This window comes from Streptomyces deccanensis (genome assembly GCF_022385335.1).
GTDB classification, from domain to species: domain Bacteria; phylum Actinomycetota; class Actinomycetes; order Streptomycetales; family Streptomycetaceae; genus Streptomyces; species Streptomyces deccanensis.
This window is the reverse complement of record NZ_CP092431.1, coordinates 5,688,255-5,711,746: the sequence shown is the minus strand read 5'-3', so window position 1 is coordinate 5,711,746 and position 23,492 is coordinate 5,688,255. Positions and strand designations below refer to the sequence as shown.

The following is a 23,492-nucleotide window of genomic DNA, read 5'->3' as shown; positions in this document are numbered from 1 at the left end:
ACGATGAACCTGCCCGCGACGGCGGCGACGGCCGCGACGTCCTCGATGGCTCCCAGGGCGACCCGGCGTCTGCGCATCCGGCACACCACCCGCGTCGCGTACGCCCAGCCCGCGGCCTCCTCCCACAACGAGGTCCGCATGACGCCGCTGACGCTGCCCGGCCAGACCACGCTGGACGCCCGGGTCCTGGTCAACCCCTCCACGCCCACCTGGTCGTACTGGGACTACTGGGGCACCCAGGTCACCGGCTTCGACCTCATCGAGCCGCACTCCGATCTGACGATCACCGCGACGAGCCTGGTGGAGACGTCCCCGCCCGAGCCGCCGCCGGACGCGCCGGACCGGGCGGAGATCCGCCGGTTGACCGCCGACTCCCGCCTCCTGGAGTACCTGACGGCGACGGGCCGTACGACGCTCCCGCAGGGCCTGCTGGACCGGGCCCGGGAGGCCTCGGAGGGTCTCTCCGCGCACGAGACGGCGATCGCGGTCTCGGCCCTGGTCGCCGACCACGTCGCGTACGTGCCGGGCGCGACCGGTGTGCACACCAGCGCGTTCGAGGCGTGGGAGCAGGGGGCCGGCGTCTGCCAGGACATCGCCCACCTCACCCTCGGTATGCTCCGCGGCCTCGGCCTGCCCACCCGCTATGTCTCCGGCTACCTCCACCCGGAACGCGAGGCCGAACTCCACCGCCCCGTCGCCGGCCAGAGCCATGCCTGGATCGAGTACTGGGCGGGCGACTGGACCGGCTACGACCCCACCAACCGCGTCCCCGCCGACGAGTCCCACGTCATCGTCGGCCGAGGCCGCGACTACGACGACGTGACCCCGCACAAGGGCATCTACCGGGGGGTGGCAGGAGGGCCCCCGGAGGTGACGGTCGAGTTCACGCGGGTGGCTTGAGGGCGACGGGGGCACACGGTTGGGGGCGCGAGGGCTTCGGGCGGCCGCCGGAGGAGGTGAGCGCCGGAGGGACTCGACGAGGCGCGGCTCAGTACTCCTCTTCCGGCTCCTCGCGGGCGTAGTCGGTCAGGACGCAGCCGGCCTCGCCCTCGTCCTGTCGGTAGGTGCTCGGAATCTCGACGCCCGGATCGCAGATCAGGTAGAGCAGGCCCGCGTCGAGGAGGGTCTTCGCGGTCTCGTCGTCGTCGGCGTCGACGGCGAAGTTCATGCCGACCATCAGGCCGGCGTCGTTCACGATGTCGGAGTTCACCACGTCCTTCTGGAAGGCACCCATGCTGCCGAAGTGCACGAAGTCCATGTCGGTGGTCTCGCTGACGTCGCACTCGCCCGCGCTGTCGACCGCGTAGCTGACCTCGGTGCGGAACTCCTGCAGGTCGTCGCCCACGTAGTAGTCGGTGTCCTCACACCCGACGTGCTCGTCCAGGAAGCCCGCGACCGCCGTCGCGTCCTTGGCCACGGGAAGCATCTCGCCGTCCTCACCACAGGCGGAGACGGAGAGGGTGAGCAGCAGGGCGCAGGCGGACGCGGCCAGGACGGCAGGCGTACGGCGGCGGGTGGGTGCGTGGGTGCGCAAGGGAGGTCCTCTGGGGATCCGAGAGAGCGGAACGTGAGCGGGGGCGGGGCAGGCTGGGGCTCAGAAGACCGGCGCGGGCGTGGGTGCCCTGCCGCTGAGCCGCGCTCCGGCAGACGCCGTCGCGGCGCGGCCCGTGGCGGCGGTGCGCTCACGTGGCATGCGGGTGTTCCCGTTGCTCTGCGGCATGCGACAGTCGTCCCCCGTGATCACGACATGACAAGGCGTAACCCTAGACCATGGTGATCATCCGCCCGGTACGGGTACGGGTACGGCCCGGCGGGTCCACCGCGGCCGAGTGCCGACGGTGACCCTGCCGGGCCGTGGGCGTGAAGGGGGAGCCCCGGAGGACTCGGTGCTACTTCAGGTTGACCGCGTCGCAGGCGGACTTATAGGCGGCGGTGCAGATCTGCTTGACGGTGTAGATGTCGTCGGCGATGACCGTGTCCTGGATGTTGTTCTTGGTGAGCGCGACCGGGGGCACCAGCTGGGCCGGGATGTTCTTGGTGGTCGGGGAGTCGACGCTGTCCTTGGCGAGGGCGTCGAACTCGATGGAGCGGCCCTGGACCTTGGCGACGGCCATCTCGGCGGCGGCGGCCGCCTGCGTCGGGAACGACTTGTACACGGTCATGTACTGGTCGCCCGCGAGGATCCGCTGCACCGCGTCCAGGTCGGCGTCCTGCCCGGTGACCGGCGGCACCTTGGCGACACCGGCGGTCTTCAGCACGTCGATGACGGCGCCGGCGATACCGTCGTTGGCCGCGTAGACGGCGTCGATGTTGTCGGCGCCGAGCTTGGCGACCGCCTGCTCCATGTTGACCTTGGCGACCTTCGGGTCCCAGTCCTTGGTGTCGAACGACTCGGAGATCGTCACCTTGTCCTGGAGCTCGGAGAGCGCGCCCTCCTTGAACATGGCCGCGTTCGGGTCGGCGGGCGACCCGTTCATCATGACGATCTTGTTGGCGGCGCTGTCACCCAGGTTCTCGACCAGCGAGCGCCCCTGCACCTGCCCGACGAGCTCGTTGTCGAAGGAGACGTAGCCGTCGATCGGTCCCTCGGCCAGCCGGTCGTAGGCGATGACGGGGATGCCCGCGTCGTCCGCCTTCTGCACGGCGGGCGCGACGGCCTTGGAGTCCACGGCGTCGACGATGATGATGTCGACCTTGTCCGCGACCATCTGCTCGATCTGGCTGTTCTGGGTCTCCGGGTCCTTGTCCGCGTTGGCGTACCGGGTCACGCCCTTGTTGTCGGTCAGCTCGGCGATCTTCTTCTTGATGTTCGGGTAGTCGAACTGCTCGTACCGCTTGGTGTCCTTGTCGGGGAACAGCACACCCACCGTGATGTCGTCGCCCTTCGTGGGGCTCGCCTCCGCGCTGTCGCCGATGTCCGAGACGCCGCAGGAGGCGAGGGAGACGGCCGCCGCCGAGGCGACGAGGGCGGTGGCGGTACGGCGCAGAGCGGCGGTACGACGACGTATACGGGTGCTGGGGGTGGTGCTGGTGGTACGGGCGTTCACATCAAGGGCCTTCCGGGCGTGGGCGCGCAGCACTGCGACCCAGGTGGCTGAAAGCCAACGCGGTGATCACCTCAGCGTCAAGGACCAATCACTTAACGAGATGACAACAGCCTTGTGTGGTCTCGGTGTGAAGAGGGTAAAGCAAAAGCCCCCCGGCACCGCCGCTCGCCCTTCGCGTGGCCCGCGCCGGCGACTGCCGTCGAGTGCCCCAGGGCACCAAGGGGTGTCGGAGGAAAGGCAGTTGGGGAGGGGTGGGGCTCGCGGGAGCTGTGACCGAGGTCAGGTACCCGGCACCCCGTGCCGACCGCCGGACCCGACGGGGCGAGTGGTGGACTTCACTGCCGGGGGCGTCCGGCGGTCGGCGGTGGCGGTGGCGGTGGCGGTGGCGGTGGCGGTGGCGGTCCACGGTGGCAGGTGGAGGACCGTGGGCGAAGCGCGCTATCGCGTGGGGCGGTGGGGAGCGGGGCCGACCACCATCTCGGTGACCCGGTTCTTGCCCGCGCCGGGCTGGCCGCCAGGAACACCACCGTGGGCGTCTCCTGTTCGACACGGCCTGCCAGCAGGTCGGGGACGATGCGGCGGAAGATCCGCCGGTTCTCGGCGCCGGGCAGCCGGTGCCGCTCGACCTCGGCGGGGTCGATCACGCTCACGCGGGGCCCTCCAGCACCTCATGGGCCAGCGCGGCGTAACGCGTGCGGGCCCGCGCGATCTGCTCCCGGTCGGCCGAGCGCAGCCGCTCGCGCTCCTCCGCAAGCCGCCCCTGCGCGGCGCGCGCCTCCATGATGACGGCGGAGTCGATGGCGTCCTTGACCTCCTCCGCCGCGAACCGCGCGCTGTAGGCGCCGACCGCCCCGTTGACGGCCTCGATCGCCGCCACGTACGCCGCCGTCTCCGCGTTCGACCAGTCGTCCGCCTCCAGGGCATGGGTCACGGAGATGCCGTTGCCTCGAGCGGCGTTCGGTGGCGCGCCCTGCGTCCTGTCGCGCGCCGCCGTATGGGGTGCCGTGCGGACCGTCCTGTGGGGCGCTCTGTTGGGTTCCCGTGCGGAGCCCTGTGAGTGCCCTGTGGGGGTGTCCCGTGCGGTCATGTGTCCCTCCGGTGTCCCGGTTCCCGTGGTCATTGTGGGGACGGTGGAGGAGGGGACCGGATCCCGCGAACCTGGGAGGGACGGTTCGAGGGTCGACCCCGACGCCTCAGCCCCCGGTCGCCCACGTCTGCAGCAGGGCCTCCCGCTGCTCGCGGCGCGGCGTGCCCTCGACGGCGTGGGCGCGGCCCCAGCTCGCGAGGGTCTCGACGTCCGCCGAGCCCGCCACTAGGCGGTCCAGCAGGGCGACGGAGAGGTCGTACTCGGACTGGACGTACCCGCCGAGGGCGGCTGCCGATAGTGCGTTCAGTTCGACGGTCCTGTCGGCGGTCTCCAGGTGCACCTCGAACGCGGCGGCGGCCTCGCCGCCCGCGACGGCGTTGGTGACGAGGTCGACGGCCGTGGTGGCGAGCAGCCGGGCGGCGGAACGGATCCGCACATACCGGACGGCGACCGACCGGACCTCCGACCATCCCCACACCCCGCGCTGCCCGGTCCCGAGCCCCTCCACCCAGTCCGGCGTCAGCCGCACCCCGGGCCCGTACCCCTCCGGCTGCGCCCCGACGTACACGCCACCGTCCTCAGCGATCCAGAACAGTCCGACCATGGCCATGAGTGCCTCCCCAACCGGCGACGTACGCGTTTCCCCTGGTGAGACGTCATACCGGGGCGGACGGTTCAGCGGCCGAGGGCGGTCCGCGAGGTCATTCCGTGCCGGACGCGCAGCGAAGGACGAGCGTGGAGAGCCGACTTCGGCTTTCGCGCAATGCGCACCGAAGCAACCGTTACACCCCGTTGGTCTCACCGGTTCACCAAAGCGCGATGTGTGAGTTAGTTGATCAGTTGTGAAAGAGAGCTGGGATGAGCGGTCAGATGCAGCTTGCCGACGCTTATGACCTCAAGTAATCGGCGGCGGATGATGATGTCCGCCAACGCCGCGCCTGCTCGCCCCCCAACCGCCCTGGGGAAGGTCGATATGCCGCGCAGTGGGCTTCGCAAGAGGCCGCTGATCAGAGCTAAAGACAACCCCTGGATGGGGCGAGTTGCACGCGCGTACGAAACCGTCTCGTGACGAGAGGGCCTCGACGAAAGGCGTCGGGGCCCTCTGCCGGGCCGCACTGCTGGCGAGGTCAGTTCTTGACCGGCCACTCGAGTGAGGGGTTGTAGTAGCCCTGGGTCAGTTCGACGGCGGCCGGCGTCTGGCTCGCGGGGATGAGAAAGGCGGTACAGACGGTCTCGGACTGTCCGGCGCCCAGCTGCTTCTCGGTATCCGGTGTGGGGCAGTTCGGCCACGTGGCCTGTCCCAAGAGGACGAGGAGTGCCTTGGTGCGCTGGTTCCCGCTCGTCTTGACGACCAGGTCGTCATCCATGTCACCCAGCCGCATGGCCTTGCCGCTCTCGTGGGCGTACTTGACCGTTACGTACACGGGCACCTGCGGGCCGTCACTCTTGTCCAGCTTCAAGCCGGAGTTCTCCATGTCGGTCTTCGTGCCGGTCTCCACCTTGACGGGGGCGACTGTGAACGTGCTGCCCTTCGACCGCGTCATGCTGGACTCCTGGGGCGGGCTGGCCTCGCCCAGACGGTAGACGGTCTGTGCGTTGGTGGCCTTGCCGTCCGCCTCCGGCGTTCCGGTGCTCTTGGCCTTGCCCGTCGCCGAGTCGTTGCAGCCCGTCAGTGCCGCAGTGAGTGCGAGGGCTCCCACCGCGGCTGGTACTGCTCGAGTCGTCCACGTGCGCATATTCTCTCTCCCCGTTGTTCTGTTGCCCCGTGTCCTCATCAGAACTCGGGCAGCGGGCAGGGGGACGGGACGTACCCGGTGCTCCCCTGCCTTCGAACGTGCTGACTGATGATCGTCGACTACCGGTTCAATTCCAGCGGACCAGCGTCTCGATGTGGTCGTCAGAGCCGTCCAGAGGCGCCTCCAGGTCGGCGACCTTCACCGGCTGGGCGTTGCCGCCAGACGTGAAGTCGGCGCGGAAGAGGGCCAGCCGATCGCCCTCACCCTCGGAGATGAACGCGAAGCCCTTGCCGTCCGGGGAGAGGAGCGGGGTGCCGTTGTCACGGTCGTTGGCGGGGACCAGCTCCTCGTCCGACACGACCGACTTGTAGTCAGACGAGAAAACGATCTCCCGCAGGCCGCACACCAGAGACGTGTTGGTGCGCCAGAACGCGGGCCTGCAAGCAGGCCCGTCATCTAGCTGCTTGTTCTCGATCAACTCATCGTCCCCGACACGCTCCAGACCGAGTCCGCTGGTCCGCAGGTCGTCGTCATTCCACCACGCCTCGACGCTGCCGTTGGGCGTGAGCGCCGCATGACTGCCGGCCGCCGCCCTTGCCGTGGCGGTCGTGGTGGCGTCCTGGCTGAAGGCGGCCTCGTCGCTCAGTCTCTTCTCAGTCGAATAGCCCTTTTTGGCGTCGCGCGTGGCGTAGTCGGTCTCGCCCTCGTAGACGCCCTGCCTCACCCAGAGCAGCCCCGTGACGGGGTGGAAAGCCGCCCCCGAGCTGTCGGGGCGCTCGGTGAATTCGTCCGCGGGCGGCGGCGAGACCTCCTCCCCGGTAGTCAGGTCGTACGCTCCGGCCCGTTCCTTGAATTCCGCCTCTTTGATGCCCACGATCAGCGAGAGATCCTTGTTGAAGGCCCAGGTGGCCCCGTCGTTGCCTCCGGGATCGCAGACCCTTTTCGGTGTCACGTCGGTCGGCAGGATCGCGTGGCGCTCCGCGACCACGGACCCGTCCTTCACGGAGTACGAGCGCAGGGTCAGCCCGAACAGCGCGTCGTCGTCGTCCTCACCCTGCGGTATCACGTGGCACCACGCCACCGTCAGGGATCCCTTCTGTGCCAGCGAGGCGGCTTTGACGTCCGTGACCTTCTTCTTACCGCCGCTGTCGACTGCGGCCTTTCCGTCTTCCTCGGCTGCTCCGCCGCCGCACGCGGTGAGCAGCAGCGCGGCTCCGGCCGCAATTCCGGTCTGGACAAGGCGTCCCACAGACATTCCCCGTTCTCTCAATCAGGCAGCGCCCCGAACCTGGGTGAACGCCCACGCGCTGGGCACGCCGCTCCTGTGTCGTGGCCGACCTTCAGTCGGCCGAGATCATTCTGCCGCCAGGCTGGGCTCCTCTGCGAGCGAGGTCGGGGGCGGGGAGGGCGGGAAAGCGATGCGTGACGACACAGAGCAGTACACCGTCCGCGTAGCGGAGCTGATTCGCTTCGCCGTTGGCCAGCTGCTGTGTCTGGTACTCCAGTTGCAGTTCGCTAAAGCCGCTGGTCAGGATCAGAGTTTGTTGAGCGGCCTCCGTCTGTTCCGGGCCGACCTTCCGCCAGTCGACTTCGGTCAGCACAGTGAGCTCCGTCATCAACTGCTCTGATTTCGTGTGAACTTGGGAACCAGATACCGCTCGCTGTTCACAACGGACAAGGAAAGCAATTCCCTCCGGTACGGCCCTATCGGGCCAACGCAGCCCGCAAGTTCATCCCGTACTTCGTGCGTAGTCGACGTATCTCCCAGAAGGACAGCGCCGTCACCGACAGCGGCCCGCCGAGCAGGAAGGAGTACAGCACCTCCGGCGGAGCCGAGACGTCGGGGCCATCGGAGAGGCTGATGAAGAACAGCGACCAGACCAGCAGTGGTGAAAGGAGCCCGGGCAGCAGCTCGTGCACATCGCCGACGCGAAAGCATGAGTTGAGCGCCGTGTACGTGGTCACCAGAATGGTGATCGCGGAGACGAGCATCAGAAGGAAGTAGGCGATGGGAGCCACGAGGGCCAGCAAACCGAGCGCCAGGCCGAGGATCACGGTACCGGCCCCTGCTTCTGGCTTATCGGACTCGGACAACCACGCGTTGAGGCCATCTGGAGAAAGGACGTTGCCCCGCACCGCCTGGAGCATAAGCCAGAACATGCCCATCTCCAGGGCGAGGACGGCGAGCACTGTCAGCGGACTCACGAGACGGCGCGCGTACAGGCGCCGCAGCGGCGGGCGCGCCGCGAAGATGAAGACCGTGATGCCTACAGATCCGGCAGCCACCAGAACGGCACAGCCCATCATCAGGTTCTCGACCTTGCCCAGGACGAAGTCCTCCCGGCCCTTCCGCATGGGGTAGGCCATCACCAGCCAGACGCTGGCCAGAAGCCCGAGCAGCGTCCGGGCCCGCTGGAGTCGATCGATGACCGGGTCCGCGATGCGATCGGGTCGGATGGGAGCGGCCCGCACCACCGGGCCGGCAACCGCCAGGCGGACGAATCGCCGCAGCCCCGATCCAGTGTTCACGTGCGTTCTCCCCCGAGTCGGCCGACTTTTCCCGCGCTCGCATGCGCTTTGCGGAATCCGACCCTATTCGATCATGGCCACGTCATCCATATCCAGCGGACTGTCCCCGGTCACCACTTACCGGGCCGATTCGCCCCCTCCGAGCACAGCGGTGACGGCCGTAGCGCCACAGGGCACCCTGCTGCAAGTGGGCGCCCAGGGGAATCCCCGAACACCCACCGCCGCTACGGCCCGACCGCCGCTACAGCTTCACCCTTCCAGCCGGGGCGCTTCTCTACGCTCATGGCGGCGCCTTGTATTGCTTCGTCGCGATACGTATCCCAAGGAGTGCCCCTCAGTCCACATGCTTAGAGCTCGCAACACGATCTTGTTGAGGTGCCCTGGTCGGGCGTGACTGATGTGACGATTCGGCCGTTCGTGATGCTGTGAGTACTCGGCCGTGGATCGTGGACGATGACTTGTGGGCGCTGATCGAGCCGCTGCTGCCGCCCTGGCCCGACCGGTCGCCGGGCCCACGGCCGGTGGCGGACCCGGTTGTGTCTGCAGGGCATCCTGTAGGTCCTCTACAACGACATAGCCTGGCAACTCCTGCCGCTGGAGCTCGCCTTCGGCTCCGGGCAGACCTGCTGGCGCCGCCTGGAGCGGTGGCAGCAGGCCGGTGCCTTCGACCGGATGCACCTCATCCTGCTCGCCGAACTCAACGCGGCCGGCGAACTCGACTGGTCCCGCGCGTGCGTGGACGGCTCCCACCTCCGCGCGAAAAGGGGGGAGCCGACACCGGTCCGTCGCCGGTCGACCGGCGGAAGACGGGCAGCAAGCACCACTCGATCTGCGACGGACGCGGCACCCCGCTCAAGGTCATCACGACTGCTGCCAATGTCAATTACGTCACCCAGACCCTCGCCCTGGTCGACGGCCTCCCGCCCGTGGCAGGGCGTCCCGGACGGCCACGCCACCGCCCCGATTCGCTGCTCGGGGACAAGGGTTACGACTCCAACCCCAACCCCAACCGCGACGAGCTGCGCAAGCGCCGGATCCTGCCGGTCATCTCCCGCAAGGGCGCCCCGAACATCAAGGGGCTGGGCAAACTCCGCTACGTCGTCGAGCAGACCTTCGCCCTGCTCCACCAGTTCAAACGCCTTGCCGTCCGCTGGGAACGCCGAACCGAACTCCACGACGTCTTCGTCTCATTGGCCTGCAGTCTCATCTGCTGGAGGTGACTGAAGAAGCACCGGTCGTGATCGTGTCACAAGCCTTTAGCTACAACTCACACCACTCACCCAGAGGGCCGGCCGCCAGCGTCTGGGTGAAGTCGTGCACCAGGTCCCACGTGCGATCGGTGTCCCAGACAAAGGCGCCCGTGAACGCGGCGAGGTCGTCCATGATCGGAACTTCGACCTCGGCCCCCGAGGGCACGGTGCCGTCTCCTACGAGCAGAGACATCCGCTCGGCGTCACTCATCAGATGGACGACCGCGTGATCACCTCGGAAGGCCAGGATCAGCACCGGGAACTCTTTGTTCGGCGACCGAACCTCGACGTACCTCTGGCCGCAGGAACGCAGGTCGTTGAAGCGGTCTGCCAGGTCCTTCACCTCTGAACGTCTCTCAACCGGATGGAACAGCCCAGATTCCGGCGACGTCGCCGCCCACATCACGCTCATCCAGCCACTCTTCCCCACATAAGCCGTCGCCCGCGATCTAGGCCCACGCTCCCACGCTCCACCACCACAGGACTACTGGGACTGGGCCGCATGACCGTGTTACGAGCTCTTAGCGTCGTCTCCATGAACCCTGACGCTGAGATCGACCACGGCGCGCCCCTGACCCCGTACCGGCAGTTGGCCGAGATTCTCCGCGCGCAGATTCAGCGCGGTGACTGGCAGCCCGGGCGGATGCTGCCGAGTGAAGCCCAGCTCGTGCAGCGGTACGGGATCGCCCGGACTACCGTGCGGCGAGGGCTCGGCCTGCTGGCCGACGAAGGCTGGGCGTACGCCGTACCTCAGCGGGGCTGGTTCGTCACCGACCCCCTGCCGCCCTCTCCTGAAACGCCCGCGTCCCCCCGCGTAGCGGACAACTCGGCGGGTCACTCCCCGAAGTCGGTGCTTATACGTCGGCGCTGATAGCGCAGTGAAACGTGAACCGGGGGCCCGAGGACGTCGCCGGGCGGGCCGGGAGTCAGTCCCGCTTCGGCCCTGTGATCGCCTCACCAATAATGACCAAGCCCTTGGCAGCGCCTTCCGGGACGACGGCCTCCGTGCCGCTAGGGACACGGCGGATGTCATCCCAGTCGGCTTCATCCGGACGAGGTTGGGTGAAAAGCGTGACAGCGCCCCCGCCAGCGTAGTCATCGATGGTGACGTGCACCGGCACAGCCTCACCTGCGAAAACGCCCTCACTTCACTCGAACTGGTGACGCAGAAACGACCTCCCCTACGCGCCCCAGCACCACCCACCCCCTTCGCGAACCACCCTCCTCCCCCGTCCCACCCACCCCGTACAACCATCCCCCCACCCCAAACGTCTGATCGTCACCGGCGTCGTCCCTCGCCGGCGACGATCGGCACCCCCTCTGAAGGACCCCATGACCTCAGCCAGACGCTCGACGACGGCCGCGGCCACCGCCGTTGTGCTCGCCTCCGCCGGCGGCCTGCTCACCGCGACCGCCACGACGGCGAACGCGGCCGTCACCTGCGCCTCCCCCGTCTTCAAGCGGCAGCTCTTCGCCAACACCACCTTCTCCGGCACCCCGAAGAAGACGGACTGCGACAGCGCGATCGACCAGAACTGGGGCACCGGCGCACCCGCCACCGGGCTGCCGAGCAACAACTTCGGCGTCCGCTGGACCCTCACCCGCGACTTCGGCTCCGGCGGCCCGTTCGCGCTCTCCGTCTCCGGACTGGACGGCATCCGCGTCTACCTCGACCCGGGCACGACCGGCGCCCGCAAGATCGACCTCTGGAAGAACGGCACCACCACCGTCTCCAAGACCGTCAACCTCACCATCCCCGCCGGCAAACACACCCTCCGCGTCGACTACGTCAACTGGACCGGCTCCGCCAAGGTCAAGTTCACCTACGCGCCCCGCACCTCCGCCGACGTCGACAAGGTCAAGCCGCTCGCCCCGGCCGCCCCGACCGTGGCGTACGACAAGACCACCGGCCAGGCCAAGCTGAGCTGGGCGAAGAACAAGGAAATGGACCTCGCCGGGTACAAGGTCTACCGGCGACTCAAGGGCGCTTCGTTCGGCAGCACACCGCTCGCGACGACCACCGCCACCTCGTTCACCGACACCGGGCTGCCGAAGTCGGGGGCGACGTACTACTACGAGGTCCGCGCCTACGACAAGGCGGGCAACGCGTCGACGGGCACGGCCCAGCAGCCGGTCACCACGGTGGACCGGATCGCGCCGACCGTCCGGGATCTGAAGGTCAGCGGTGAGTCCGCCCTCGACGGGGTGTCCCTGTGGTGGATGTCCGAGGGGGCCGAGACGACCCGGCTGCTGAGGGCCGCCGCGCCCGGCGGACCGTTCGAGGAGGTCAGGGGCCCCTGGGGCAACTCGGCGACCGATGCCACCGCCCCGTACGGGGAGACCTCGTACTACAAGGTCGCGGTGTCGGACGCGGCGGGCAACACCGCGTACTCGTCCGTGGTGTCGATCGCCCGGCCGCTCGCGGTGCCGTACCTGTGGAAGACGGAGAACCGTCCGGAGGACGGCGGTGGCGTCGATCTGCGCTGGGACGTGTCCCCGTACGCGCCCACCACGTTCCGGGTCCACCGCGAGGAGCGCCGCTTCGACGACGCCACCGGCACGTTCGACGTCGTCGACTCCCGGGTGGCGCCCTGCGAGCCGACGCTCGTCGACACCGCCTACGGCACCAAGTACAGCTACGCCTGCACCGACACCACGGTCGTGCCGAGCCCCAACGACGGGTTCTACGTGTACTGGGTGACGACCATCGACGCGCTCGGCCGGGAGTCGGGCCCCTCGCAGACCATCTCCCACGGCTACGGCGACGCCACCGCCCCGCCGCTCGTCACCGGCTTCACCGCCACCGCCACCGAGTACGGCACGGTCCTGGACTGGGACGACAGCCCCGTCACCGACCTCGCCGAGTACAACGTGTTCCGGCGCAGCACGGTGGACGACGGGACCGAGTACACGCATGTGGGCACGGTCGGAGCGGGCACCAGCCGGCTCGTCGACTCGGCGAACCTCCAGGACGGCGAGGACCACACCTACTTCGTGGACGCGGTGGACACCTCGGGCAACTCCAACTACACGTCGGCCGACACGATGGTGTCCACGACCGTCACCGAGCTCGACCTGCGGCCCACCGTGGAGACCCCCGCGGACTGGCTGGTCGACGTGAACGCCGAGGTCGCCGACGGCGGCGGCGCGGTCGACCTCACCTGGAAGCTGGACAGCTCATACCACGGGACGGACATCACCGGCTACCGGGTGTACCGGTGGAACCCGGCCACCGCCGCGTACGAGCCGCTGACCGCCGACCCGGTGACCGGCACGTCGTACACCGACACCACGGCCGCCGCCGGCACCACCCACTTCTACTGGGTGACCGCGCTCCACGCCGACGGCACCGAATCCGCTCCCGGCGACGCCTGGGCGGCCCTGGCCCCCTGAGCACTCGACCGCCCCTCACACGACCCAAGGCCCCGAAACCGTAAGGGCCGTAGGACACAAGGACACCAGTGATCCCAGCCAGACGTACGGCCGCCGGCACGGCCACCGCCGTCGTGTTCGCCACCACGGCCGGTCTGCTCACGGCGGCGGCCGCGCCCGCGTCCGCCGCCGTGACCTGCGCCTCCCCCGTCTTCAAGCGGCAGCTCTTCGCCAACACCACCTTCTCCGGCACCCCGAAGAAGACGGACTGCGACAGCACGATCGACCAGAACTGGGGCACCGGCGCACCCGCCACCGGACTCCCGAGCAACAACTTCGGCGTCCGCTGGACCCTCGCCCGCGACTTCGGCTCCGGCGGCCCCTTCACCCTCTCCGCCTCCGGCCTCGACGGCATCCGCGTCTACCTCGACCCCGGCACCACCGGCGCCCGCAAGATCGACCTCTGGAAGAACGGCACCACCACCGTCTCCAAGACCGTCAACCTCACCATCCCCGCCGGCAAACACACCCTCCGCGTCGACTACGTCAACTGGACCGGCTCCGCCAAGGTCAAGTTCACCTACACACCCCGCACCTCCGCCACCGTCGACAAGGTCGCCCCCCTGACGCCGGCGGGTCTCGCCATGGCGTACGACCAGGCGACCGGCAAGGCCAAGCTGAGCTGGGCGAAGAACAAGGAGATGGACCTCCGGGGCTACCGCGTGTACCGCCGCGCGGCGGGCGGGGCCTTCGCCGAGCCGATGACGACGACCACGGGGACGTCGTTCACGGACGCCACCCTCCCGGTCACCGGCGCGCGGTACCACTACGTGGTCCGCGCCCTCGACCAGGCCGGGAACGAGTCGCAGAGCACTGCGGAGAAGGCCGTCACCACCGTCGACCGGGTCGCGCCCGGCGTTCCCCAGGGTGTGGACATCACCGACACCTCCGAGGACGGCGGCATCCGCGTCGGCTGGACGGCGGTCACGGGAGCGTCGTCGTACCGGGTGTACCGGGCGGCGAGCGCCGACGGCACCTACACCCGGGTCGGCACCACCGACCAGCTCTCGTACCGGGACGCCTCCACCGAGCAGGGCGTCACCTACCACTACCGGGTGACCGCGGTCGACGCGGCGGGCAACGAGTCCGCGCGGTCCGCCTCCGTCGACGGGCGGCGCCGGGACGACACCCCGCCCTCCGCGGTCACGGGGCTGACCGCCACACCGACCGAGTACGGCTTCGAGCTGAACTGGGACGCCAACCCGACGCCCGACCTGGCCCGGTACGTCGTCTACGGCGGCGAACTCGTCGGCGACGAGGGCGAGCAGATGTGCTACGCGGGCGAGGTGGAGTGGTTGTCGGCCACCACGACCTCGTACGAGTACCGCACCGACCCGGACGGCGAGGAACGCTGCTTCTTCGTCGACGCCGTGGACGACGACTGGAACTCGCACTACAAGTGGACCGGCGAGGCGGAGGTCGTGACGGCGACCGAACTGAACCCCGGGAGCTGACACCGGAAACGGGCAGGGGCCCGGAGGTTCGTGCGAACCTCCGGGCCCCTGCCCGTACTTGACGAGCCGTCAGACGAACGGCTGCCGAACCGTCAGTCGGCCGACGTCTGCCGAACCGTCAGTCGGCCGATGTCTGCCGAACCGTCAGTCGGCCGATGTCTGCCGACCCTTCGGCCGCCACACCACCAGCGCACTGCTCTGCTGCACTTCCTGATACGGCACCAGGTCGCGCCGGTACGACGCGTGGACCGCCGCCTCGCGCTGGCGCATGGCCGCGGCGGCGCCGTCGAGGGCGGCCTCCATCTCGGCCACCCGGGACTGGAGCGCGGCGACCTGGTTCTCCAGTTCGATGATGCGCTTGATGCCGGCCAGATTGATGCCCTCGTCCTGCGACAACTGCTGGACGGTGCGCAGCAGTTCGATGTCACGGGCCGAGTAGCGACGGCCCCGCCCGGCGGTGCGGTCCGGGGAGACCAGTCCGAGACGGTCGTACTGGCGCAGGGTCTGCGGGTGCAGACCGGAGAGCTGGGCGGCCACCGAGATGACGTACACCGGTGTCTCTTCCGTCAGCTCATAGGGGTTTCTACGGCGGCCGTCCATCACATTCATGCTCCCTTCGCGGCCTGGAACAGCTCCGCTCGCGGGTCCTCGCCCGCGGTCGCCTCGCGATACGCCTCCAGCGCGTCACGAGCCTTCCCCGACAGGTCCTTCGGGACACTCACCTCGACCGTGATCAGCAGGTCCCCCCGGGTGCCGTCCTTGCGGAAGGCGCCCTTGCCCCGGGCCCGCATCGTACGGCCGTTGGGGGTGCCCGGAGGCAGTTTCAGGGTGACCGGCGGTCCGCCCAGGGTCGGGACCCGGACCTCTCCGCCGAGCGCCGCCTCGGGGTAGGTCACCGGGACGGTCACCGTGAGGTTGTCGTCCTTGCGGCCGAACACCGGGTGCGGGTCGACGTGCACGACGACGTACAGGTCACCCGCCGGGCCGCCCCGTTCACCGGGGGCACCCTTGCCGCGCAGCCGGATCCGCTGGCCGTCCAGGACGCCCGCCGGGATGCGGACCTGCATGGTGCGGGAGGACTTGGCGCGGCCCGAGCCCTTGCAGATGTCGCAGGGGTTCTCGGCGATCAGGCCCCGGCCCTTGCAGTCCGGGCAGGGGTCGGTCAGGGAGAAGCCGCCGCCGGAGCCCCGCGCGACCTGGCCGGTGCCGACGCACGTCGGGCACACCCGGGGCGTGCCGTTGGCGTCGCCGGTGCCGGAACAGCCCTTGCAGGGCGACTGCGAGGACATCCGCAGGGGCACGGTCGCGCCCTCGATGGCCTCGGTGAAGCTCAGCGTGACCTCGGACTCGATGTCCTGGCCGCGCCGGGGCTGCACCCGCGTGGTGCCGGAGCTGCCCCGGTTGAACAGGCCGCCGAAGACATCGCCGATGCCCCCGCCGAAGCCGCCCGCCTGCCCCCCGCCCTGGGCGCCGCCTCCGAAGAGGTCGCCCAGGTCGAAGTTGAACGAGCCGCCGGCGCCGGGTCCGGGGCGGAAGCCGCCGTTGCCGAAGAGGGCGCGGGCCTCGTCGTACTCCTTGCGCTTCTTGGGGTCACCGAGGATGTCGTTGGCCTCGGAGATCTCCTTGAAGCGCTCCTCGGCCTTGACGTTCCCCTTGTTGGCGTCCGGGTGGTACTCGCGGGCGAGCTTGCGGTACGCCTTCTTGATCTCGGCCTCGGTGGCGTCCTTGGGGACGCCGAGGACCTTGTAGTAGTCCTTCTCGATGAAGTCCTTCGTACTCATCCGCGACGTCCCTCCTTCCACCGGGTGTGCACTCCGTCGGCGTCAGCCCTCGTCCGGGCCACCGCTCTCCTTGTCGTCGGCCGCCTCGGCCTCCTCGGCCTTGGCGGTCTGCGCGCCGGGCTGCGGCTCGGCCACGGCCACCCGCGCGGGGCGGATGGTGCGCTCGCCGATGCGATACCCCGGCTGGAGAATCGCCACGCACGTCGTCTCGGTGACGTCGGGCGCGTAACTGTGCATCAGGGCCTCGTGGATCGTCGGGTCGAAGGGCTCGCCCTCCTTGCCGAACTGCATGAGTCCCATCTTCGCCGCCACGGTCTCGAGGGACTCGGCGACGGACTTGAAGCCGCCGACGAGTTCGCCGTGCTCCCGCGCGCGCCCGATGTCGTCGAGCACGGGCAGGAGTTCGGTGAGGAGGTTCGCGATGGCGATCTCCTTGACCGTGATCCGGTCGCGCTCGACCCGGCGACGGTAGTTCTGGTACTCGGCCTGGAGGCGCTGGAGGTCCGCCGTGCGCTCACCGAGCGCCGTACGCACCTGGTCCAGCTGCGCCGTCAGACCGGCAACCTGGGCCGTCGCTGCCGCGTCCCCGGCCGGGGCCGCCCCCTCCTGGGGGGCGGCCTTCGGCTCGGCGTCCTCGGAGCCGGAGGGGACATCAGGCTGCTGCGGCTGAGCCGACTGCGGCTGCTGCTCGTCGAAGCCCGGGGTCTCCTCCGTCACGCGGCACCGTCCTTCCGGTCCTCGTCGACGATCTCGGCGTCGACGACGTCATCGTCGGCCTTGGCGTCACCGGCGCCGGCGCCGGCCTCGCCGCCCGCGGCCTGCGCGGCCTGGGCGTCGGCGTAGAGGGCCTGGCCGAGCTTCTGCGAGACGGCCGCGACCTTCTCGGTGGCCGTGCGGATCTCGGCGGTGTCCTCGCCCTTGAGCGCTTCCTTCAGCTCGGCGACGGAGGCCTCGACCTCGGTCTTGATGTCACCGGGGACCTTGTCCTCGTTGTCCTTGAGGAACTTCTCGGTCTGGTAGACGAGCTGCTCGCCCTGGTTGCGGGTCTCGGCGGCCTCGCGGCGGCGGTGATCCTCCTCCGCGTACTGCTCGGCCTCCTGGCGCATCCGGTCGACCTCGTCCTTCGGCAGCGAGGAGCCGCCGGTGACGGTCATCTTCTGCTCCTTGCCCGTGCCCAGGTCCTTCGCGGTCACGTGCATGATGCCGTTGGCGTCGATGTCGAAGGAGACCTCGATCTGCGGGACGCCGCGGGGCGCCGGCGGCAGACCGGTCAGCTCGAACATCCCGAGCTTCTTGTTGTACGCCGCGATCTCGCGCTCGCCCTGGTAGACCTGGATCTGCACGGACGGCTGGTTGTCCTCGGCGGTGGTGAAGATCTCGGACCGCTTGGTCGGGATCGTCGTGTTCCGCTCGATGAGCTTGGTCATGATGCCGCCCTTGGTCTCGATACCGAGGGACAGCGGGGTGACGTCGAGGAGCAGGACGTCCTTGACCTCACCCTTCAGGACACCGGCCTGGAGGGAGGCGCCGATGGCGACGACCTCGTCCGGGTTCACACCCTTGTTGGCCTCCTTGCCACCGGTCAGCTCCTTGACCAGCTCGGCGACGGCCGGCATACGCGTCGAACCACCGACGAGAACGACGTGGTCGATCTCGGACAGCGCGATCCCGGCGTCCTTGATGACGTTGTGGAACGGCGTCTTGCAGCGCTCCAGCAGGTCGGCCGTCAGCTGCTGGAACTGGGCGCGCGTGAGCTTCTCGTCCAGGTGCAGCGGGCCCTCGGCGGAGGCCGTGATGTAGGGCAGGTTGATCGAGGTCTCGGTGGAGCTCGACAGCTCGATCTTCGCCTTCTCGGCGGCCTCGCGCAGACGCTGCAGCGCCATCTTGTCCTTGGCGAGGTCGACGCCGTGGCCGGCGCGGAACTGCTGCACCAGGTAGTCGACGACGCGCTGGTCCCAGTCGTCACCACCGAGGTGGTTGTCACCGTTGGTGGCCTTCACCTCGACGACGCCGTCACCGATCTCCAGGAGGGACACGTCGAAGGTGCCGCCACCGAGGTCGAAGACGAGGATCGTCTGGTCGTCCTTGTCGAGGCCGTAGGCGAGGGCGGCGGCGGTGGGCTCGTTGACGATGCGCAGGACGTTGAGGCCCGCGATCTCACCGGCCTCCTTCGTCGCCTGGCGCTCGGAGTCGTTGAAGTAGGCCGGGACGGTGATGACCGCGTCCGCGACCTTCTCGCCCAGGTAGGCCTCGGCGTCGCGCTTCAGCTTCTGCAGGATGAACGCGCTCATCTGCTGCGGGTTGAAGTGCTTCCCGTCGAGCTCGATCTTCCAGTCCGTGCCCATGTGACGCTTGACGGACCGGATGGTCCGGTCCACGTTCGTGACCGCCTGGCGCTTGGCTACCTCGCCGACGAGCACCTCACCGTTCTTGGCGAAGGCGACGACGGACGGCGTGGTCCTGGCGCCCTCTGCGTTGGTGATGACGGTGGGCTCGCCGCCTTCAAGAACGCTGACGACGGAGTTAGTCGTGCCCAGGTCGATGCCGACCGCACGTGCCATTTCAATTCCTCCAACAATGACTTGAGTGGAACGGACTCAAGTGTGCATGACGCCCCCCGATGGGTCAACAGACCTGAGCGGAGGAGACTCAACTCTTATGTTTTCCTTATACGCAACCGCCGTCTGACCTGCGCGTATACGTCCACGATGCGGGCGCGCGTCGGGTACGAGAGTGACGCGCGGGGTGGGTGACGGGGTGCCGAGGGGCGGGCGGCCGGGGGGCGGTGCGGAGTGGTGGGCGGTGCGCGACGCGACGGGCGACGGGCGACGGGCGACGGGCGACGAGGAGAGCGTGGGACCCCAGAGGGCCGCACCCCGCTCCCTCAGGCCCGCCAGGGCCTGGCGCGCCCTTAAGGGGCGCGGGGAACTGCGCGAGAACCCCCACCGGCCCGGCAGCCGAACCACGGCGAGGCCGACAACCGCCTCGCCGCCGCCCGAGGCACCGGGTGACCCGTCGATGCACGGACGCAGCCCGCAGCCCCCGTCATGCGCAGCCGCACCCCGCATTCACCAGGCCCCAGGACCTCGCGCCCGTCAGGGGCGCGGGGAACTGCGCGCGAACCCCCACCGGCCTGGAGGCCGAACCACCCGGCCAGGAGGACCGCCGCCACGCCGCCGACCGGGGCACCGGGTGACCCCGTCGACGCACGGACGCAGCCCCTGACCCCCGTCCATGCGCAGGCGCAAGCCCATCGCCCAACCAGCCCAACCAGCCCAACCGGCAGGCACCCCACCCCGCCCCCAGTGCCGCTCCCCAACCCGAGCATCCGGCCCCTCGCCCACCAGCCGCCCCGTAGCCGCCCGAGGCCCGCCCAACCAGCCCAACCGGCAGGCACCCCACCCCACCCCGCCCCCAACCTGCACCACCCCTACCCCACCCACCCCCTCCTCCCCAGTTCCGCCGCCTCCTGTTCCCGGAAGCGGTCGGGGCGGGGCGGGGGGCCGGGGGCGCGGCCTCCGGGGATGGGGTGGCGGCGGGTGTGCGGCGCGGCGCCCGTGGGGACAGGGCGGGGGACGCGCACGGACGTCGTGGGGGCCGGTCGCGTCGTGGGGGGCGGGACGAAGAGCATGCCCAGGACGACCAGGCCGGTCGCCAACGCCACCCACCACGCCGTGCGCGGCTGCGTCCACAGCATGTGGATGGCGAGCCCCACCCCCGTGGACCCCGCGGCCGCGACCCCCATCACGACCACCACCCCCGGCGGCCTGAGCCCGATCCGCCGCAGCCGGTGGGCGAGATGGTCCGGCCCGCCCCGCCACAGCTCCCGCCCCGCCCGCTTCCGCGAGACCAGGACGAGCACCACGTCGGCGGTGGCCACGGCCGTCAGCGCGAAGGGCGCCCCCACACCGGCCCCGTACCCGACGGCGTACACGTGCAGCACACCCCCCGCGAGCAGGAAGCCCACGAACAGCGCCCCGCACGTGCCGATCACGACACGCGCGGGCGGCCAGTTGTGCATCAGGAACCCGGTGAGCGCGGCGGCCAGCACGCTGAACAGCGTGGCCAGCCCGTCCATGACCTCGGCCGCCGCACACCCGCTCAACGCGAACGCGGTGACCGCCCCGACCACCCCGAGCACCCCGTCGGACCGCCCCATCCCCTTGAACCCGTGCACCACGAGGACGATCCACACGACCCCCGCCATCCCGCCCAGCACACCCAGTTCGCGATACGGCACGACCAGCGCGGCGCCGACGACCACCCCCGCCGCCCGCACCACGGCCGGCAGCCGCCACACATCACCGAGCAGCCCGAACACCCCGAGCCCGGCCCCGACGACGATCAGCCATCCGGCCTCGCGCCCGAGTGGAGCGACCCCGCTCCACTCCCCCACCCACGCCACGGCCCCCACCCCGCCCATCACCGCGAGGCCCCCGAGCAACGGCACCCGCCGCCCGCGCCGGCGCTCCGCGATCCCCAGGCGCAGCGCGGGCACGCGGACGGCCGCCGAGAGCACGGCGGTCAGCAACAGGGCGGAGGCGGCGGCGAGGATTCCGTACAGCACGGATCCACGGTAGGGGGGAGTGTCACAATTTCTTACGAATAACACGATCGTTTTGAAACAGCACGATCACCCCGGAACGCGACAGGCCGCTACTCAGGCAACCCTCAGCGACGCAGATCACCGCCCCCCTGGCTACAGTGCGGCTGAAGAACTGGGTAGTCTCAGACGGACTGCATAAGTTACTGCTTAGTAATCACCCTCGCAGGCCCGAGGAGCCCCGAAATGCAACTCGCCGCGATCATCGTGTCGCTGGTCCTGACCGTGGTCGGCGTCGCGCTGATCGCCCGAGCCGTGGCGCAGATCTACCGGTTCGTGAAGCTCGGTCAGCCGGTGCCGGCGGGCAGCCGTACGGACGACCCGAAGGCGCGCACGATCACCCTGGTCAAGGAGTTCCTCGGCCACACCCGGATGAACCGGTGGGGGATCGTCGGCTTCGCCCACTGGTTCGTCGCGATCGGCTTCCTGACGCTGCCGCCCACCCTCGCCCAGGCGTATGGCCAGCTGTTCCAGGCCGACTGGACGCTGCCGGTCATCGGCGGCTTCCTGCCGTTCGAGATGTACATCGAGTTCATCGGTGTGATGACGATCCTCGGCATCCTCGTGCTGATCGCCATCCGGCTGCTCAACCTGCCCTCCCGGGCGGGCCGCAAGTCGCGTTTCGCGGGCTCCAAGGCCTGGCAGGCGTACTTCGTCGAGTACGTCATCCTCACCATCGGCCTGGCGATCTACGCCCTGCGCGGCCTCGAGGGCGCCATCCACCACGTGGACCACTACGAGGCCGGCTACTTCGCCTCGTACCCGCTGGTCCTCGCGTTCAAGGACCTCGACCCCAGCACCCTGCAGAACCTGATCTACTTCGTCGCGATGATCAAGATCGGCACCTCGCTGATCTGGATGATCACGGTCTCGCTGAACACCAACATGGGTGTCGCCTGGCACCGCTTCCTCGGCTTCCCGAACATCTGGTTCAAGCGGAACGCCGACGGCGCCACGGCGCTGGGCGGTCTCCAGCCGATGACCTCCGGCGGCAAGCCGATCGACTTCGCCGACCCCGGTGACGACGACGTCTTCGGCGTCTCCCAGGTCGAGCAGTTCTCCTGGAAGGGCATCCTCGACTTCTCGACCTGCACCGAGTGCGGTCGCTGCCAGTCGCAGTGCCCCGCCTGGAACACCGGCAAGCCGCTCTCCCCCAAGCTGCTGATCATGTCGCTGCGCGACCACGCGCACGCCAAGGCCCCCTACCTCCTCGCCGGTGGCGGCAAGACCATGGAGGGCGAGGAGAAGGCGTCCGAGGAGCAGCTCAAGGACGTGCCCTCCGCGGCTCTCGCGGAGGCCGAGCGCCCGCTGATCGGGACCGTCGAGGAGAACGGCGTCATCGACCCGGACGTCCTGTGGTCCTGCACCACCTGCGGCGCCTGCGTCGAGCAGTGCCCGGTCGACATCGAGCACGTCGACCACATCGTCGACATGCGCCGCTACCAGGTGATGATCGAGTCCGCGTTCCCGTCCGAGGCGGGCACGATGCTCAAGAACCTGGAGAAGAAGGGCAACCCCTGGGGCCTGGCGAAGAAGCAGCGCCTGGAGTGGCTCAAGGAGGTCGAGTTCGAGGTCCCGGTCGTCGGCAAGGACATCGAGGACCTCTCCGAGGTCGAGTACCTGTACTGGGTCGGCTGCGCCGGCGCCCTGGAGGACCGCGCCAAGAAGACCACCAAGGCCTTCGCGGAACTGCTGCACATGGCGGGCGTCAAGTTCGCCATCATGGGCGGCGACGAGAAGTGCACCGGTGACTCCGCCCGCCGCCTCGGCAACGAGCCCCTGTTCCAGGAGCTCGGCATGGAGAACGTCATGGCGCTGAACATGGCGTTCGGCGAGGAGATGGACGACGACGGCAAGGTCACCCCGGAGTCGGCCAAGCCGAAGTCGGCGAAGAAGATCGTCGCCACCTGCCCGCACTGCCTCAACACCCTCGGCAACGAGTACCCGCAGCTCGGCGGCGACTACGAGGTCATCCACCACACCCAGCTGCTCCAGCACCTGATCGACGAGGGCAAGCTGATCCCGGTGACCCCGGTCGAGGGCCTGATCACCTACCACGACCCCTGCTACCTGGGCCGTCACAACAAGATCTACACGCCGCCGCGCGAGATCATGACCGCCGTCCCGGGCCTGCGCCAGCAGGAGATGCACCGCCACAAGGAGCGCGGCTTCTGCTGTGGCGCCGGTGGCGCGCGGATGTGGATGGAGGAGCGGATCGGCAAGCGCATCAACAACGAGCGCGTCGACGAGGCCCTCTCCCTCAACCCGGACATCGTCTCCACCGCCTGCCCGTTCTGCCTCGTCATGCTGACCGACTCGGTCAACGGCAAGAAGAACGAGGGCAAGGCCAAGGAGTCCGTCACGGTCGTCGACGTCGCCCAGCTGCTGCTGGAGTCCGTCAAGACCCCGGTTCCCGACGACGAGCCCCCGGCGGGCGCGGCCGAGACGGAGTCCGAGCCGGAGCCGCAGCCGGTGAAGTAGCCGCCTCCACAAGGCAGTTGAGTCTCGACACGGTGCCCCCGGTCCCCTCGGACCGGGGGCACCGTCGCGCCACGGCAGACACGGCAGGCGCC

At 69.3% G+C, this 23,492-nt stretch carries 20 protein-coding genes and 1 pseudogene; 6 read left to right on the top strand and 15 right to left on the bottom strand.

The features are described from left to right. Positions 1-3: 3 nt before the first annotated feature. Positions 4-900, top strand: a complete 897-nt coding sequence (locus tag L3078_RS25495; protein ID WP_420864186.1) for a transglutaminase family protein — start codon at positions 4-6, stop codon at positions 898-900. 88 nt (positions 901-988) lie between these two features. Here the strand turns inward: L3078_RS25495 and L3078_RS25490 are convergent, their stop codons facing one another. The 8 genes from L3078_RS25490 to L3078_RS25455 all read right to left on the bottom strand — a co-directional run bounded on the left by L3078_RS25490 (position 989) and on the right by L3078_RS25455 (position 8,399). Next, complete coding sequence (locus L3078_RS25490; RefSeq protein WP_239756272.1) at positions 989-1,534, bottom strand: hypothetical protein; 546 nt, start codon at positions 1,532-1,534, stop codon at positions 989-991. A gap of 355 nt (positions 1,535-1,889) precedes the next feature. Next, on the bottom strand, positions 1,890-3,047 hold the full coding sequence (locus L3078_RS25485) for a sugar ABC transporter substrate-binding protein (protein WP_239756271.1): 1,158 nt from the start codon (positions 3,045-3,047) through the stop codon (positions 1,890-1,892). 646 nt (positions 3,048-3,693) lie between these two features. After that, entirely contained in the window at positions 3,694-3,978 is a 285-nt protein-coding gene (locus tag L3078_RS25480) for a hypothetical protein (protein ID WP_239756270.1), read from the bottom strand. 262 nt (positions 3,979-4,240) lie between these two features. Next, positions 4,241-4,744, bottom strand: a complete 504-nt coding sequence (locus L3078_RS25475) for a hypothetical protein (RefSeq protein WP_239756269.1) — start codon at positions 4,742-4,744, stop codon at positions 4,241-4,243. Positions 4,745-5,261: 517 nt separating this feature from the next. Further along, positions 5,262-5,834, bottom strand: a complete 573-nt coding sequence (locus L3078_RS25470; RefSeq protein WP_239756268.1) for a hypothetical protein — start codon at positions 5,832-5,834, stop codon at positions 5,262-5,264. A 163-nt stretch (positions 5,835-5,997) separates the two neighbouring features. Then, positions 5,998-7,119, bottom strand: a complete 1,122-nt coding sequence (locus tag L3078_RS25465) for a TolB-like translocation protein (RefSeq protein ID WP_239756267.1) — start codon at positions 7,117-7,119, stop codon at positions 5,998-6,000. A 91-nt stretch (positions 7,120-7,210) separates the two neighbouring features. After that, a complete protein-coding gene (locus tag L3078_RS25460) occupies positions 7,211-7,471 on the bottom strand; it encodes a hypothetical protein (RefSeq protein WP_239756266.1) in 261 nt (86 codons plus the stop codon). A gap of 103 nt (positions 7,472-7,574) precedes the next feature. Further along, a complete protein-coding gene (locus L3078_RS25455) occupies positions 7,575-8,399 on the bottom strand; it encodes a hypothetical protein (RefSeq protein ID WP_239756265.1) in 825 nt (274 codons plus the stop codon). 425 nt (positions 8,400-8,824) lie between these two features. Between L3078_RS25455 and L3078_RS25450 the strand changes: the two are divergent. Next, a pseudogene (locus L3078_RS25450) lies at positions 8,825-9,619 on the top strand (IS5 family transposase). Positions 9,620-9,659: 40 nt separating this feature from the next. On the opposite strand, the gene L3078_RS25445 reads toward L3078_RS25450, so the two are convergent. Next, positions 9,660-10,061, bottom strand: coding sequence for a hypothetical protein (locus L3078_RS25445; protein ID WP_239756264.1), 402 nt, complete (start codon positions 10,059-10,061; stop codon positions 9,660-9,662). Between the two features lie 123 nt (positions 10,062-10,184). Between L3078_RS25445 and L3078_RS25440 the strand changes: the two genes are divergently transcribed. After that, positions 10,185-10,520, top strand: a complete 336-nt coding sequence (locus L3078_RS25440; protein ID WP_239756263.1) for a GntR family transcriptional regulator — start codon at positions 10,185-10,187, stop codon at positions 10,518-10,520. Between the two features lie 55 nt (positions 10,521-10,575). On the opposite strand, the gene L3078_RS25435 is transcribed toward L3078_RS25440, so the two are convergent. Then, positions 10,576-10,764: a hypothetical protein gene (locus L3078_RS25435; protein WP_239756262.1), complete on the bottom strand. Its 189-nt coding sequence runs from the start codon at positions 10,762-10,764 to the stop codon at positions 10,576-10,578. Between the two features lie 217 nt (positions 10,765-10,981). Here L3078_RS25435 and L3078_RS25430 point away from each other — a divergent pair, with 217 nt between their 5' ends. Next, positions 10,982-13,042: a PA14 domain-containing protein gene (locus tag L3078_RS25430; protein ID WP_239756261.1), complete on the top strand. Its 2,061-nt coding sequence runs from the start codon at positions 10,982-10,984 to the stop codon at positions 13,040-13,042. A gap of 68 nt (positions 13,043-13,110) precedes the next feature. Beyond that, positions 13,111-14,535, top strand: a complete 1,425-nt coding sequence (locus L3078_RS44960; RefSeq protein ID WP_239756260.1) for a fibronectin type III domain-containing protein — start codon at positions 13,111-13,113, stop codon at positions 14,533-14,535. A 144-nt stretch (positions 14,536-14,679) separates the two neighbouring features. On the opposite strand, the gene L3078_RS25420 is transcribed toward L3078_RS44960, so the two are convergent. The 5 genes from L3078_RS25420 to L3078_RS44635 form a co-directional block, all read right to left on the bottom strand. After that, positions 14,680-15,135 carry a heat shock protein transcriptional repressor HspR gene (locus L3078_RS25420; protein ID WP_239760462.1) on the bottom strand — a complete coding sequence of 152 codons (456 nt, stop codon included), beginning with the start codon at positions 15,133-15,135 and terminating at the stop codon, positions 14,680-14,682. A 5-nt stretch (positions 15,136-15,140) separates the two neighbouring features. Continuing rightward, entirely contained in the window at positions 15,141-16,316 is a 1,176-nt protein-coding gene (gene dnaJ / locus L3078_RS25415; RefSeq protein WP_239756259.1) for a molecular chaperone DnaJ, read from the bottom strand. A 42-nt stretch (positions 16,317-16,358) separates the two neighbouring features. After that, complete coding sequence (gene grpE / locus L3078_RS25410; RefSeq protein ID WP_239756258.1) at positions 16,359-17,033, bottom strand: nucleotide exchange factor GrpE; 675 nt, start codon at positions 17,031-17,033, stop codon at positions 16,359-16,361. Next, positions 17,030-18,877, bottom strand: a complete 1,848-nt coding sequence (gene dnaK, locus L3078_RS25405; RefSeq protein ID WP_239756257.1) for a molecular chaperone DnaK — start codon at positions 18,875-18,877, stop codon at positions 17,030-17,032. The genes grpE and dnaK overlap by 4 nt, the downstream gene beginning before the upstream one ends. 869 nt (positions 18,878-19,746) lie before the next feature. Then, complete coding sequence (locus tag L3078_RS44635) at positions 19,747-20,883, bottom strand: MraY family glycosyltransferase (protein WP_275593168.1); 1,137 nt, start codon at positions 20,881-20,883, stop codon at positions 19,747-19,749. 222 nt (positions 20,884-21,105) lie between these two features. Here L3078_RS44635 and L3078_RS25395 point away from each other — a divergent pair, with 222 nt between their 5' ends. Next, the gene (locus tag L3078_RS25395; RefSeq protein WP_239756256.1) at positions 21,106-23,400 is read left to right on the top strand and encodes a (Fe-S)-binding protein; all 2,295 of its coding nucleotides are present in this window, start codon (positions 21,106-21,108) and stop codon (positions 23,398-23,400) included. The last annotated feature ends 92 nt before the right edge of the window (positions 23,401-23,492 follow it).